This is a genomic window from Flavobacterium covae (assembly GCF_001534645.1).
Classification (GTDB): domain Bacteria; phylum Bacteroidota; class Bacteroidia; order Flavobacteriales; family Flavobacteriaceae; genus Flavobacterium; species Flavobacterium covae.
This window is the reverse complement of record NZ_CP013992.1, coordinates 3,180,787-3,195,495: the sequence shown is the minus strand read 5'-3', so window position 1 is coordinate 3,195,495 and position 14,709 is coordinate 3,180,787. Positions and strand designations below refer to the sequence as shown.

The following is a 14,709-nucleotide window of genomic DNA, read 5'->3' as shown; positions in this document are numbered from 1 at the left end:
TCGATGAAGTCTATAAATGAAATTTTAATTTTAACTCCTGATAATAATAAAAGTTTAAATCAAGATGGTAGAATTGATGGAATTTATTTTGAAGGAAATGGCTTCAATGTATAATGTATGTTTTTCAATGTAAAAACTCTAAAAAACAGGAACAAGGAAAGTTAGATAAATTCAAAGATAATTTTGAGGAGTTTTTCCTAAAAGGAAATGAATTACCTAATTCTAAAGATCTTTCATCTAAAATTGAAGAATATAAGGATTTAACAAAACGAGGATTTATAATTAAGCATCAATTGTATTTTCTTTATAATGGGAATAAGTCCGACAATCAAACTTCAAACGAACAACTTTTTATCATAAAGAAAATAACTTTGAGATAATTGACTCTGAAGTTCTTTATGATAAAGTTGTTAGAATAATTGATTCAAACAATAGAAGAAAAGATATAGATTTTACTTATAACCAAATTCTAGTGTTGTAAAAGGGGATAACCAAGCTTTATATTCTTATGTAATTAACAATGTAAAAGCATTGAATTTTAGAATTCAAGACATAGAATTATGTGAATTAATATCAAAAGAAATAAATAATAATGGTAGTTTAGATACATTATATTCAGAAAATATTGGAGATTTTTTAGGATTTAAGCCTAAGGCGAATCAAAAATGCAAATAACTCTAAATGAACTGTCCAAGTTCAAAAGCAGAGAGAGAAAGGAACTAGTATTGCGAAGAGTCTTTTGACCAATGACAAAATTTAGCTTTTTATCTTTCTCTTTCTTCTGTTGAAATAAATTTATAAAATATTCAAAAAACTTCCCTGTGCAAACATAGGATGACAAGATTGCGAATTTTTTGGACAGTCTCAAGGTTAAAAAAAGTATTACGAGGAAATTTCAAAGTTTAAATGGTATAATAGTTAATATATTCTTGAATTTCTTCTTTTAATTGAGGACAGCCTTTTTTATTACTTAAGACCTCTAGTAGAATATTTATTTGTATATAATTTTATAACCCCAGATTTATCTCTATAGACTCCCTTTATTTCTCTTTTAAAAGTGTTATAAAGTCCTCTCTAGGTATTTCATAACATCCTAAAGAAGCTAAATGATCGTTGTATATTTGACAATCTAATAGTTTGTATTTATTTTCCTTTAGATAATCTACTAACGCAATAAAAGCCACTTTAGAAGCATTACTCACATGAGAAAACATACTTTCACCACAAAAAATAGGATTCATATCTACACCATATAATCCACCTACTAATTCCTTTCCTAGCCAAACCTCAACGGACATTGCCTTTCCTATTTCATGCAAATATGTGTAGGAATCTATCATTTCGTCTGTAATCCAGGTTCCGTATTGGTCTGGACGATAAATTTGTTGACAATTAATCATTACATCACGAAAACACGTATTAAAAGTAATTTTAAAAATACCTTTATTTATTACATTTCGCATACTTTTAGAGGGTTTAAATTCATTAGGAAATAAAACCATACGCTGAGGTGGACACCACCATAAAATAGGATCATTATCATCAAACCAAGGAAAAATACCGTTTTTATAGGCTAATAATAATCGTTCAGGCGATAAATCGCCACCTACTGCTAGTACACCTTCTTTTGATGTTTCTTCTATTGGTGGAAAATATAATTCTTTAGTTATAAAGTACATAATTTATTAGAAAAATAATAAAAGGAAAAAAGAGCAAAGATATTATTAAACTAAAAAGTCATTCAAATATTTTACATACTGAATGACTTTTTGTCTTTATTTTTTTGTTTTTTAAATTAGAAAGGAAGATCGTCATGTTCTTCTTCATTGAAACTAGGAGCTGGTTCAAAAGCTTGTGCTGCGGGCATTGGAGGCATTTGTTGAGTCATAGCAGGTTGTGTTGCCTGCATAGGTTGAACTCTTTCAATTCTCCATCCTTGAATGGTATTAAAATATTTAGCTTCTCCTTGCGGATTAATCCACTCGCGACCACGTAAATTAATTGATACTTTTACCTGTTCTCCCACTTGGAAGTTATTTAAATCATCTACTTTTGCTTGAGTAAACTCAATCATGATATGTTGTGGATATTGCTCCTCTGTTGTAACTACTAACTCTCTTTTTTTAAAAGATGCACTAACCTCTTGTGTAGGGTTAATCATTTTAATTCTTCCTGTAACTTCCATGATAACTTGTATTAATTATTTTGCTAACAGCACTTTCCATGCCGAAAGTATGTCTTGTTTTTTTAAATACTCTTTAGCTAATTCTTTGATCTTTATAAGATTATTAGCCTGTAAAGCTTCTTTAATTAAATTGTTTTCTTGGACAAAGATAAGGATTTCTTCTTCTTTTGGCAAAGCTTCTATATTTCCTAGCATACCTAAATCATTTCCTGTAAAAAAAGAATCTTCTTTAATAAAGCTAGGAATTGCATCTACTCCAATTCCTAAAGAGATCAAAGGTTTTGGTACTTCAAATAAACCCATGTTAGAACGCGAATACCAATTCCCACCTAAACGAGCTACCAAATCAATTTTATGTTGATCAATCATCCCATTTTTATCTAAGATAGTTTCATCTACATGGATTTTTAGAACTTCACAAATTATTAAATTACCAGCACCTCCTTCTGTGCCTAATGAAATTATTTCATTTACTTTACACTCAAATTGTACGGGTGATTCGGCAACACGAAATGGTTTTACAAGATCAGAAGATAATGCCGTGAGACCCGCTTTTTCAAATTCATTTATTCCTTCAGCATACTCCGTACTGGAAAGCGACATTTGTTGTACAATATCATAATTTACAACATTTATAACCACTTCTTTAGTTTCTAATGCGTTTTCTAAGGTATGTTTAGTTGTATTACCTCTTACTCTTCTGGCTGGAGAAAAGACTAAAATAGGAGGATTAGCACTAAAAACATTAAAAAAACTAAAAGGAGATAAATTAGGTCTACCTTGTGCATCTATCGTACTAGCAAATGCAATGGGTCTTGGCGCAATAGCCCCTTGTAAATAAGACTGAACTTGTGGGGTAGATAATTCAGTAGGAATGAAACTTTTCATTTATAAATTGGTTTTTAAACAAAAATAAGAAAAGAAGCTATAAAATAAAGTAAAGAAAATAGACTTTTATTATATTTAGACTCTTAAGCATAAATAATGATTTTTACTAATAAAAATAATTCTATTCGTTGGCTGTTAGTAGGATTTTCTTTCCTAATTATTAGCCTTATTTTGTGGAATACTTATACTTTGATGCAAATTTTTAGAAAAGAAGAGCGTCATAAAATGGAACTTTTGGCTACGGCTCAAAAAACATTACAAAATGCAACAGATGAAACAGAAGTAGATTTGCCTTTACAAATATTAACTAATAATGAAACCATTCCTACAATACTATTAGATGAAAAAGATAGTATATTGAGTTTTACCAATCTAGACGAAGCTTTATTTAAGAGCCCTAAGAAAACAAAACATGTTATTTTCCAGTTTAAACAAGCTAATAACAAAATTAATATTGAATACGACAAAGGAAAACGTCGCTATTTGTATTATATGGACTCGGCATTATTAAGCCAACTAAAATATTATCCTATGGCATTGATTACGATTATTGTTTTATTTGGTGCTTTAGTTTATAATTATTATCGAACTAATAAAATTTCAGCTCAAAGTAAACTCTGGGCGGGTATGGCCAAAGAAACAGCACATCAAATTGGTACACCGCTTTCATCATTAATTGGATGGGTCGAAATTATGAAAGCTGAGCAAGTAGATGATACTATCGTTTCTGAAATTGAAAAAGATCTTTTTAGACTTCAAAACATAACGGAACGTTTTTCTAAAATAGGCTCTGAACCTAATTTAGAAAATAAAAATATTGTGGAAGAAACGAAATTAGTATACGATTATTTAGCTTCCCGATTTGAAGGACAGGTAAAATTTCAGTTTTTTTCGACTCAACAAGAATTGTTTGCTAAAATAAATCCTACATTGCATAGCTGGACAATAGAAAATTTAGTAAAAAATGCTATAGATGCTATGCGAGGTAGAGGAGATATAGATATAATGATAGCAGATGAAGATAATCATATTAAAATTAAAATATCCGATACAGGTAAAGGTATTCCAAGAAGTCATTTCAAAAAAATATTTGAACCTGGCTTTACAACTAAAAAAAGAGGTTGGGGACTTGGATTATCTTTAACCAAACGTATAGTAGAAGAATATCATAAAGGAAAAATAAAGGTTTTACATTCCGAAATTAATAAAGGAACGATCTTTCAAATTAGTTATAAAAAATGCGTCTAAGTTACTGGGAAATAAAAAATTGGTTTACATCCGTTGATTTTACCATAGTAGGTAGTGGAATTGTAGGTTTGCATACAGCTTTACGCCTGCGAGAACGATTTCCTAACAGTAAAATACTTGTTTTAGAAAAAGGCAAACTCCCAGAAGGAGCTAGTACTAAAAATGCTGGGTTCGCTTGTTTTGGTTCTCTATCAGAGATTCTAGATGATCTAAAAATACATACAGAAGAAGAAGTTATTCAACTTGTAAAAAAACGTTGGAATGGCTTACAACTATTGCGTAAAAATTTAGGAGATATTTCTATTGATTTAAAACACTATGGGGGGTATGAACTATTTTTATCGGAAAATGAAGACTGTTATGAAGACTGTCTACAAAAAATGCCATTTATAAATGATCTTCTTCGTCCCCTGTTTAAAACAGATACTTTTGAAAAACAAATAGATCGTTTTAACTTTAAAAACATAAAAAAATATAGCCTTTTTAATCCATTTGAGGCACAAATAGATACAGGTAAAATGATGCAAGCATTACTAACAAAAGGTTTTGAAAGTAATATTCTCATTTTAAATAATCAAACGGTTAAAAATTATGTAGACTTAGGGAATGAAGTAGAAGTAGAATTAGAGGGGTATACTTTTAAAACGCAAAAACTACTCTTTGCAACCAACGGATTTGCTGAAAATCTGACAAATGGTGAAGTAAAACCTGCTCGGGCACAAATACTCATAACTGAACCTATACCCAATTTAGAAATAAAGGGTACTTTTCATTTAGATAAAGGATATTATTATTTCAGAAATATAGACAATCGTATTTTATTAGGAGGAGGACGAAATTTAGATTTTATAGGCGAAACCACTATTTCAATGGATCAAACAGCTTTAATACAAAACAAATTGGAAGAATTATTAAAAACCGTAATTTTGCCACAAACTAAAGTAACCATTGCTCATCGTTGGAGCGGTATTATGGGAATAGGCATTCATAAAAAACCAATAGTAAAATCGCTTTCAACAAATGTTTTTTGTGGGGTACGAATGGGAGGCATGGGTATTGCCATAGGAAGTTTAATAGGACAAGAATTAGCTGATTTAATATAAATGACAACAAAAAAAAATATAAATAACAAAACAAATACAAAAACGAAATCTAAAACCCCATCGTCTACCTTTATGACTAAGGTTAAATTATTTTTATGGAAGTGTTTTTTGTATTTTAATGTAATCTCTATAGCTTTTGTATTTTTATTTAAATACATACCAGTACCTTTTACTCCTTTAATGATAATAAGAGCAATAGAAAATAAAGCAGCTGGTAAAGAAGTTATCTTTTCACATGATTGGGTACCCATTGATGATCTATCCCTTAATTTGCAAAAAGCCGTTATATCTAGCGAAGACGGTCTTTTTCTTCAACATAACGGATTTGATTTTTCTGCTATGAATAAAGCATTTAAAGGAAATCTAAAAGGAAAAAAATTAAAAGGAGGAAGCACCATATCACAACAAACAGCCAAAAACATTTTCTTATGGCAAGGACGTAGTTATTTACGTAAAGCATTAGAAGCTTATTATACCGTTTTGATTGAATTAGTATGGGGTAAAAAACGCATTATGGAAGTTTACTTAAACAGCATCGAAATGGGAAATGGTATTTATGGAGCAGAAGCCGCATGTCAATACTGGTTTCACAAAAGCTCTAAAAGCCTCACAAAATACGAAGCTGCTTCAATAGCAGCCATATTACCAAGTCCAAGAAAATACAAAGCCGTTGGATCTTCTAACTATGTTGAAAAAAGAAAAAATAAAACCATTCGTGTAATGCGTCATATAGGAACTTTAGAATATTAAAAATTAAAGATAATTTTTCTAGTTCCTTTAAGTAATTATAAAGTGTTTTAATAAACCATATATTATGAGTCTATCCATAAAAAAAAGATATATTTTACCTGTACTTGCAGGAGGTTTTTTGTTTGTAGGAGCTAGTTTCAAAGAAGATTTTTTTGAAATAGCCAAGCAGATTGAAATTTTTACAACCTTATTTAAAACCGTTAATATGAATTATGTTGACCAAACAAATCCTGCTGAATTAATGGATAAGTCAATAAAAAGTATGTTAGCTGAATTAGATCCCTATACTGTTTATTTTAATGAAGCTGACGTAGTTCGCTTCAAAATAAATAATACAGGTGAATATACAGGTATAGGTGCCATGATTACCAGAAAAGAAGGTAAAACTTATATACGTGAACCTTATAAAGGTTATCCTGCAGACAAAGCGGGTTTAAAAGCAGGTGATGAAATCATTCAAGTTAATGATGTCATCCTTTCTGATTTTAAAGAAGATGTATCTCAATTACTCAAAGGGAGTAAGAATACCAAAATTTCCATACAATATAAAAGAAATAATGAACTCAAAACGACTCAATTACTTTTAGATGAAATAGATGTAAAAGCAGTTCCTTATTATGGTATGGCTGACTCTAAAACAGGTTATATCGTACTCTCACAATTTAATGCAAAAGCTTCCAGCGAAACACGCGAAGCATTAGAAAATTTAAAAGATCAAGGAGCCACTCAAATCATATTAGATCTTAGAGGTAATCCAGGTGGACTTTTACACGAAGCAGTCAATATATGCAATTTATTCGTTCCCGCTGGAGAGATCATTGTAACCACAAAATCTAAAATAGAAAAACACAATAACATCTACAAAACATCTAAGCAACCCGTAGATTTAGATATTCCTCTTGCTATCATTGTAGATGGTAAAAGTGCTTCCGCAAGTGAAATTGTTTCAGGCGCATTACAAGACCTAGACCGAGCAGTAATCATAGGTTCTAGAAGTTTTGGTAAAGGATTAGTTCAACGTCCTATTGATTTAACATACGGTACGCAACTAAAAGTAACGATTTCTAGATACTATACACCATCAGGACGTTGTATTCAAGCATTAGATTATTCAAAAAAAGATGCTAATGGTAAAGCTATACGTACAGATGCAAAAAATTACAATGCTTTTAAAACACGCAAAGGAAGAACAGTATATGATGGTGGAGGTATTCAACCTGATATTGAACTAGAAGAAAGTAAAACGAGTACTATAACTGATGCTTTAGTTAGAGGAGATGCTATTTTTATGTATGCTAATCAATACTATTATAAACATCCAAATTTAGGTAATTCAATCCCAAACTTAGGAGATACAGATTTTAGTGAATTTAAAAATTACTTGAAATCACAAAAATTTTCGTTTGATACTAAAACCGATTTAGCTCTTAAATCCGTTTTAGAACAAGCTAAAAAAGAAAAAATAGAGGGGCAAATTAAAACCCAATATGAGGCTTTGCAACAAGCTTTACAGAAAACAGATGAGGTAGAATTAGATAAGAATAAAAATGAAATTATAAATTTATTAAAAGACGAACTCATCAAAAGGTACCAATATAAAGAAGGTCTTTATCAATACTATGCAAAAAATAATAGCGTTATAAGAAAAGCTACTGATTTGTTAAACAACTCAGTACAGTACAAACAAATTTTATTAAAATAAAAAAGATTCGTTTGCCTATTATAAGAAATCAAAATGGGGAACTTTTATTACTTTTGTAAATAAATGTCAATTTGACATTCTTTAAAAATGGCTTAAAATTTGTAGTTTTATTAAAAAAATAAAATCATGATAGGATATTATATTTTACTTGGAGGTATTGCCCTTATAAGTTGGTTGGTAAGTAACCGTTTACAAAATAAATTTGAGTATTATTCAAAAGTACATTTGCGAAATGGACTAAGTGGTGCCGAAATTGCAGAAAAAATGCTCCATGATCATGGGATTTATGATGTGAAAGTAATTTCTACACCAGGTAGATTAACGGATCATTATAATCCAGTAGATAAAACGGTAAATCTATCAGAAGCAGTGTATAATCAAAGAAATGCGGCGGCGGCGGCTGTAGCGGCTCATGAGTGCGGTCACGCGGTTCAACATGCAACGGCATATAGTTGGTTAGCAATGCGTTCTAAAATGGTACCGATGGTAAATGTATCCTCTTCTATATCTCAATGGTTGATTATGGGCGGTTTGATTTTAGGAATTGCTTCTAAAGGATTATCAATAGGATATATTGTAGCTTTAATAGGTTTAGCTTTAATGACTATAGCAACTGCTTTTTCGTTAATTACATTACCTGTAGAATATGATGCAAGTAATCGAGCACTAGCTTGGTTAAAAAACAAAAATATGGTAAGTCAACAAGAATATGAAGGGGCAGAAGATTCTTTAAAATGGGCAGCTAGGACTTATTTAGTGGCAGCTATTGGTGCAGTAGCTTCTATGTTGTACTGGGCAATGCAAGTATTTGGTAGGAGAGATTAATTTTTTAAAAGTAAAAGATTTATAAATGCCTTAGAAGTAAAAAACTTTTAAGGCATTTTTTATTAATTTATAATTGTATTTGTCTTTCTATTTGTTGATCTAAGGATATAAAAGTTTCAGTTCTAGAAACACCCTCTATAAATTGAATTTTGGTATTTAATAATTGCATTAAATGTTCATTGTCACGACAGATCATCTTTATTAAAATACTCCAATTACCTGTAGTATAATGACACTCCAATACTTCTGGAATTTTACGTAACTCCTTAACAGCTTCTGAATTTCGCGCGGCGCGATCTAGGTATATTCCTACAAATGCCATAGTGCTATATCCTAAGACTTTTGTATTAACAATAAACTTTGAACCCGAAATGACTTTAGCTTCCTCTAATTTTCGTAATCTTTGATGAATAGCTGCTCCTGAAATTCCTATTTTATTAGCAATCTGTAAAATAGGCTTACGAGCATCGTCCATTAAATAACGCAAGATTTCTTTGTCTATACCGTCAATTTCAATTTGTAAGTGATTTATTCGCATTGATTTAAAATTGAAAACCTAAAGTTAACTTTTGTTTTCAAATAAAACAATAAAATGTTATTTAGTTTTATTATTCTATGAACAAACAAAATCTAATACCATTTAAACTTTGAAATTTCCTCATATACTATTTTTTTAACCTTGAGACTGTCCAAAAAGTTCGCAATCTTGTTATTTCGACCAAAGGGAGAAATCAATAATATTAATTATGAGACTCCTCATTCGGAGTGACAAACCGTGTTTGTTCGAGTTGTTTTAAAATGAAAAAAACGTATCGAGAATTTTATTTTTTAATCCAGTATATTTTAAGTTTAAATGGTATAATTTCAGTGATATAGTAATAAAATTAGAGCGAACTAGATATAAAAAATCACCCATCGAAAAGAATGGGTGACTTAAAAATAAGTAGGAGGGTAGATTAATTATATCCTTTGTATGGAACTTCTTTTTCATTAAAAATAACTCCATATTCCTCTAACTCTTTTAGTATAGGTATATAAACTTCTTTTTTAATTGGTAATTGCACGCCAGGTGTGGTAATATTCCCATTTAAGATTTGTAAAGTAGCCATTGCTACAGGCAAACCTACCGTTTTAGCCATAGCAGTATAAGTCTGATCATCGCCTATGCAAACCATCGTAGCATCTATTTGTTTGAGCTGACCATTTAATTCATAACCAAACTTATGATACATCACAATCATATCTTTATCATTTGATTGTAATGTCCATGAATCAGTTAATATTTTTTCTAAAGCTTGTGCTGGTGTAGCGTTCTTAATACCTAATGTTTTTTGACTATTAAATAAGTCCAATTCCACAAGTTTGTCCCACATTACATCGTCTTGATCTATTTTTAATTGATGACGTAATTTTATTTCAACGGAGTCACTAGCATGGTATGGCAAAAATAGATTTACAAAATCACGATAGCTCATTTTTTCAGAATCATCAATTACATAGGAATCATCTGTCATACCCAGTTGTACAAACATATCCCATGCTTTAGAATAGCCTACGCGGCGGATAGTTCCTCTGTAAAGTGTTAAAGCATCATCTAAATTATAAATGCTTTTATATTTTAAAGAATCACGGTTAGCATATCCCTCAAAACGTCCAAATCCATCAATTTCCAAGAATTCCGTTCTACGAAATAATTTATTATATGGAATATACTTATAAGTACCTTCTTGTATAAACTTGGCAGCTCCACCCTGACCTGCTAACACAACATTTCTTGGTGCCCAAGTAAATTTGTAATTCCAAAGATTATCATCACTTTCAGGAGCTACTAAACCGCCACAAAATGACTCAAAAAGAATTGTTTTACCGCCCTGATCACGGATTTCATCCAATACTTTCATGGCACTCATGTGATCTATACCAGGGTCTAATCCTACTTCATTCATGAATACTAAACCATTTTCTTTTGCCTGTTCATCTAAAGCTTGCATGGCATCACTAATATATGAGGCGGTAACCATGTGTTTTTTGTATATAATACAGTCTTTTGCTACTTCAATGTGCATGTGAGCTGGAAGCATTGAAATTACTATGTCTGCTTTTTTAATTTCAGTTTGTCGCTGATTTGTATTATGAATATCTAGAGCAATAGGCGTTGCATTTTTATGTCCTAATGTTTTACGCTGTGCTAATTCTAGTGATAAATCACCTATAGTAAGATGTAAATTTTGACTTTCAGATTTTTCTAAAAGGTATTTTATTAAAGAAGAAGCAGACCGACCAGCTCCTATAATTAGTATATTTCTCATTTTGGTGTGGTAAAAAAAATTACACAAATGTAATCAAATGTAATTTTTTCAAAAACGAAATAGATAAAATATATAGAATTTTTTGAGAATACTATGTTAAATTTGAAAAAAAATTTAATAAAAATGGATAGAAAAATTTTATTAACAGCCTTGTTTTTTGGTGCAATTTCAATTATTTTGGGAGCTTTTGGAGCGCATGCTCTTAAAAAAGTTTTAAATACAGATCAACTAATTTCTTTTGAAGTAGGGATCCGTTATATGATGTATCACGCTTTTTTGTTACTATTTTTAGGTACAACCAATATGTTTTTACCAGAACAAAAGAATGTAATTTTTAATTTGGTGGTACTAGGAATATTGTTTTTTTCAGTTTCTATTTTTCTTCTGTCTACACAGTCTATTACAAATTTAAATTTTAAATTCTTGGGTCCTATAACACCTGTAGGAGGAGTATTGTTAATATCTGCTTGGCTTATGGCATTTTATTACATTTTCACAAAAAAAATCTAAACAGTGACTCTATTTAAATAATATTTATACTTTTGTCGTTAAAATTGAACACACACATCATAAATTTTATGGAAGCATACACACCACCTACGAAAACGATTTCGTTAGAAAAATACGGAATTAGTGGCGTTAAAGAAATTGTATATAATCCTACATACGAATTGTTGTATCAGGAAGAATTAAGCCCTGAATTAGAAGGTTACGAAAAAGGGCAGTTAACTGAATTGGGGGCAGTTAATGTAATGACAGGTGAGTTTACAGGTCGTTCTCCTAAAGATAAATATATTGTTAAAGATGCCGTAACAGAGGATACTATTTGGTGGACTTCTGAAAAAGCTATAAACGATAATAAACCTATTAGTACTGATACTTGGAATGCTCTAAAAGAAAATACGATAGAGCAATTATCAGGAAAAAGACTTTTTGTAGTTGATACTTTTTGCGGCGCTAATGAAAATACACGATTAAAAGTACGCTTTATTGTGGAGGTAGCTTGGCAAGCACATTTTGTAAAAAATATGTTTATTCGTCCAACAGAAGAAGAGCTAGCTAATTATGGCGAACCTGACTTTGTGGTAATGAACGCTTCAAAACGTGGTTTTGCAGATTATAAAGCACATGGTTTAAATTCTGAAGTTTATATTGCTTTTAATTTAACAGAAAAAGTACAGCTAATTGGAGGTACTTGGTATGGAGGAGAAATGAAGAAAGGTTTATTTTCAATGATGAACTATTATTTACCTCTTCAAGGTATGGCCTCTATGCACTGTTCAGCAAATAAAGGAAAAGATGGTGACGTTGCCGTATTCTTTGGTTTGTCAGGAACTGGAAAAACAACTTTATCTACAGACCCTAAACGTGAATTAATTGGAGACGATGAACACGGGTGGGATAATGATGGCGTTTTTAACTTTGAAGGAGGTTGTTATGCAAAAACAATTGATTTAAGTAAAGAAAACGAACCAGATATTTATGGTGCTATCAAACGTGATGCTTTGCTGGAAAATGTAACGGTTGATGCTGATGGTAAAATTGATTTTAAAGATGGCTCTGTAACACAAAATACACGTGTTTCATATCCTATTTATCACATTAATAATATAGTAACTCCTGTATCAAAAGCAGGTCATGCTACTAAGGTGATATTCTTAACAGCAGATGCTTTTGGTGTAATGCCTCCCGTTTCTAAGTTAACTCCTGAACAAACAAAATATTATTTTTTGTCAGGATTTACCGCTAAATTAGCAGGAACAGAAAGAGGTGTAACTCAACCAGAACCAACTTTTTCAGCTTGTTTTGGTAAGGCATTCTTGTCTTTACATCCTACAAAGTACGGAGAAGAATTAGTGAAGAAAATGGAAGAACACAATGCTAAGGCCTATATGGTAAATACAGGTTGGAATGGTACAGGTAAACGTATTTCTATTAAAGACACACGCGCTATCATTGATGCTATTTTGGATGGTTCTATTGAAAATGCAGAAACAACCGTTGTACCAGTATTTAATTTTGAAGTTCCAACAGCATTACATGATGTTAATTCTGAAATTTTAGATCCCCGTAATACGTATGTTGATGCCTCAGAATGGCAAACTAAAGCAGAGGATTTAGCAGGAAGATTTATTAAAAACTTTGTGCAATATACAGATAATGAACAAGGAGAACGTTTAGTAGAAGCAGGACCCCAATTATAAAACAAAAAATTTCTAACAAAACGGGCTTTCCTTTAGGAAAGCCCGTTTTGTTAGAATACATACCTACTTTTTGAATTTATTTTTCAGAATATTTTTCAATAATTTCTTCAAAAACAAATAATAAATCTTGATAATTATCTAATGTAACCAATTGGTTACGATACTCCTTAAAATGAGGTACTCCTTTAAAATAATTGGTGTAATGACGACGCATTTCTACTATTCCCACACGTTCACCTTTCCATTCAATAGACCATGTTAAGTGGTTTTTAGCTGCTTCTACTCGATCTGCAATATTAGGTAAGTTTAATAATTCGCCAGTAATAAAATAATGTTTAATCTCATTAAAAATCCAAGGATACCCAATAGCAGCACGACCTATCATAATACCATCTAACCCATAAGTATTTTTGTATTCTAATGCTTTTTCCGCGGAATCAATATCACCATTACCAAAAATAGGGATTTTTATTCGTGGGTTATTTTTTACACGTGCAATGTGTGACCAATCGGAATGACCTTTATACATTTGTGCACGCGTACGTCCATGAATAGTTAAAGCTTGGATACCCACATCTTGTAATCGTTCAGCTACCTCATCAATATTGATAGAATGATCATCCCAACCCAAACGAGTTTTAACCGTTACAGGTAGATTTGTGCTATTTACAACGGCTTTAGTTAAACGCACCATCAAGTCAATATCTTTTAAAACGCCTGCACCAGCCCCTTTACAAACTACTTTTTTTACTGGACAACCAAAGTTGATGTCTAATAAATCAGGTTGCACGGTTTCTACTATTTTGGCACTCATGGCCATTGCCTCTTCATCTCCACCAAAAATTTGAATACCTACAGGACGTTCATAATCAAAAATATCTAATTTTTGACGGCTTTTAATAGCATCACGAATTAGTCCCTCACTAGAAATAAATTCAGAGTACATCAAATCAGCACCATGCATCTTACACAAGCGACGAAAAGGAGGATCACTCACGTCTTCCATAGGGGCTAATAACAAAGGAAAATCGGGTAGCTCTATATTGCCTATTTTAACCATCGGTCTATATTTTGGTACAAAATTACAAAATAATGAGAACATACTTTAACTTAAAGCGTGATTAGGTTTTAAGCATTTTTTGAAAATTCAGATTAAATTTTAAATTTATTTATCTGAAGATCTAAAGATGAATTATATGTCTTTAAATCTAGATCATGTATTAGAAAATTATCGCAGATAAAAAGGACTTTAAATCTTAAAACACTCATTTTTTATTTTCATCAAAAAGTCTAACATATATGGTTTAGGTTGAAACTTAAAATATACTGGATTAAAAAATAAAGTTCTCGATACATTTTTTTATTTTAGAAATAACCCTAACAAACGGTTGAGTATATAATTGAAATCATCGTTAGTTCGAGCGCGAAGCGCATCGAGAATCAATACTAATTTTTACTGCTTTTGTAGAATAGTGTCTAAATCAGCATGCGGTTT

15 protein-coding genes are annotated in these 14,709 nt (G+C 31.1%); 9 read left to right on the top strand and 6 right to left on the bottom strand.

Annotation, left to right across the window (positions count from 1 at the left end; translation table 11 throughout):
• The first annotated feature begins 113 nt into the window (after window positions 1–113).
• On the top strand, window positions 114–380 hold the full coding sequence (locus AWN65_RS14005) for a hypothetical protein (RefSeq protein WP_060383698.1): 267 nt from the start codon (window positions 114–116) through the stop codon (window positions 378–380).
• Window positions 381–531: 151 nt separating this feature from the next.
• Window positions 532–675, top strand: a complete 144-nt coding sequence (locus tag AWN65_RS14945) for a hypothetical protein (protein ID WP_158447625.1) — start codon at window positions 532–534, stop codon at window positions 673–675.
• Between the two features lie 365 nt (window positions 676–1,040).
• Here the strand turns inward: AWN65_RS14945 and aat are convergent, their stop codons facing one another.
• From aat to AWN65_RS13990, 3 genes are all read right to left on the bottom strand, one after another.
• Window positions 1,041–1,679, bottom strand: a complete 639-nt coding sequence (gene aat, locus AWN65_RS14000; protein ID WP_060383697.1) for a leucyl/phenylalanyl-tRNA--protein transferase — start codon at window positions 1,677–1,679, stop codon at window positions 1,041–1,043.
• A gap of 116 nt (window positions 1,680–1,795) precedes the next feature.
• Window positions 1,796–2,185: a DUF3127 domain-containing protein gene (locus tag AWN65_RS13995; protein WP_060383696.1), complete on the bottom strand. Its 390-nt coding sequence runs from the start codon at window positions 2,183–2,185 to the stop codon at window positions 1,796–1,798.
• Between the two features lie 15 nt (window positions 2,186–2,200).
• Window positions 2,201–3,073 (bottom strand): flavin reductase family protein, encoded by an 873-nt coding sequence (locus AWN65_RS13990; protein WP_060383695.1) that lies wholly within the window; start codon window positions 3,071–3,073, stop codon window positions 2,201–2,203.
• 96 nt (window positions 3,074–3,169) lie between these two features.
• On the opposite strand from AWN65_RS13990, the gene AWN65_RS13985 reads away from it, so the two are divergent.
• From AWN65_RS13985 to AWN65_RS13965, 5 genes are all read left to right on the top strand, one after another.
• Window positions 3,170–4,321, top strand: a complete 1,152-nt coding sequence (locus AWN65_RS13985; RefSeq protein WP_060383694.1) for a sensor histidine kinase — start codon at window positions 3,170–3,172, stop codon at window positions 4,319–4,321.
• Window positions 4,312–5,424, top strand: a complete 1,113-nt coding sequence (locus tag AWN65_RS13980) for an NAD(P)/FAD-dependent oxidoreductase (RefSeq protein WP_060383693.1) — start codon at window positions 4,312–4,314, stop codon at window positions 5,422–5,424. Before AWN65_RS13985 ends, AWN65_RS13980 begins: the two co-directional genes overlap by 10 nt.
• Window positions 5,425–6,174 (top strand): monofunctional biosynthetic peptidoglycan transglycosylase, encoded by a 750-nt coding sequence (gene mtgA, locus AWN65_RS13975; protein ID WP_060383692.1) that lies wholly within the window; start codon window positions 5,425–5,427, stop codon window positions 6,172–6,174.
• 64 nt (window positions 6,175–6,238) lie between these two features.
• Window positions 6,239–7,876 (top strand): S41 family peptidase, encoded by a 1,638-nt coding sequence (locus AWN65_RS13970; protein WP_060383691.1) that lies wholly within the window; start codon window positions 6,239–6,241, stop codon window positions 7,874–7,876.
• 126 nt (window positions 7,877–8,002) lie between these two features.
• Window positions 8,003–8,701 carry a zinc metallopeptidase gene (locus tag AWN65_RS13965; RefSeq protein WP_060383690.1) on the top strand — a complete coding sequence of 233 codons (699 nt, stop codon included), beginning with the start codon at window positions 8,003–8,005 and terminating at the stop codon, window positions 8,699–8,701.
• A 67-nt stretch (window positions 8,702–8,768) separates the two neighbouring features.
• Here AWN65_RS13965 and AWN65_RS13960 read toward each other — a convergent pair whose 3' ends face one another.
• Together AWN65_RS13960 and AWN65_RS13955 are read right to left on the bottom strand one after the other, a co-directional pair.
• Window positions 8,769–9,239 carry an Lrp/AsnC family transcriptional regulator gene (locus AWN65_RS13960; RefSeq protein WP_060383689.1) on the bottom strand — a complete coding sequence of 157 codons (471 nt, stop codon included), beginning with the start codon at window positions 9,237–9,239 and terminating at the stop codon, window positions 8,769–8,771.
• 418 nt (window positions 9,240–9,657) lie between these two features.
• Entirely contained in the window at window positions 9,658–11,010 is a 1,353-nt protein-coding gene (locus AWN65_RS13955) for a saccharopine dehydrogenase family protein (protein WP_060383688.1), read from the bottom strand.
• A 123-nt stretch (window positions 11,011–11,133) separates the two neighbouring features.
• On the opposite strand from AWN65_RS13955, the gene AWN65_RS13950 reads away from it, so the two are divergent.
• Window positions 11,134–11,520 (top strand): DUF423 domain-containing protein, encoded by a 387-nt coding sequence (locus AWN65_RS13950; RefSeq protein WP_060383913.1) that lies wholly within the window; start codon window positions 11,134–11,136, stop codon window positions 11,518–11,520.
• Window positions 11,521–11,588: 68 nt separating this feature from the next.
• Window positions 11,589–13,214 carry a phosphoenolpyruvate carboxykinase (ATP) gene (pckA, locus tag AWN65_RS13945; RefSeq protein ID WP_060383687.1) on the top strand — a complete coding sequence of 542 codons (1,626 nt, stop codon included), beginning with the start codon at window positions 11,589–11,591 and terminating at the stop codon, window positions 13,212–13,214.
• 76 nt (window positions 13,215–13,290) lie between these two features.
• Here pckA and dusB read toward each other — a convergent pair whose 3' ends face one another.
• Window positions 13,291–14,274 (bottom strand): tRNA dihydrouridine synthase DusB, encoded by a 984-nt coding sequence (dusB, locus tag AWN65_RS13940; RefSeq protein ID WP_060383686.1) that lies wholly within the window; start codon window positions 14,272–14,274, stop codon window positions 13,291–13,293.
• Between the last annotated feature and the right edge of the window lie 435 nt (window positions 14,275–14,709).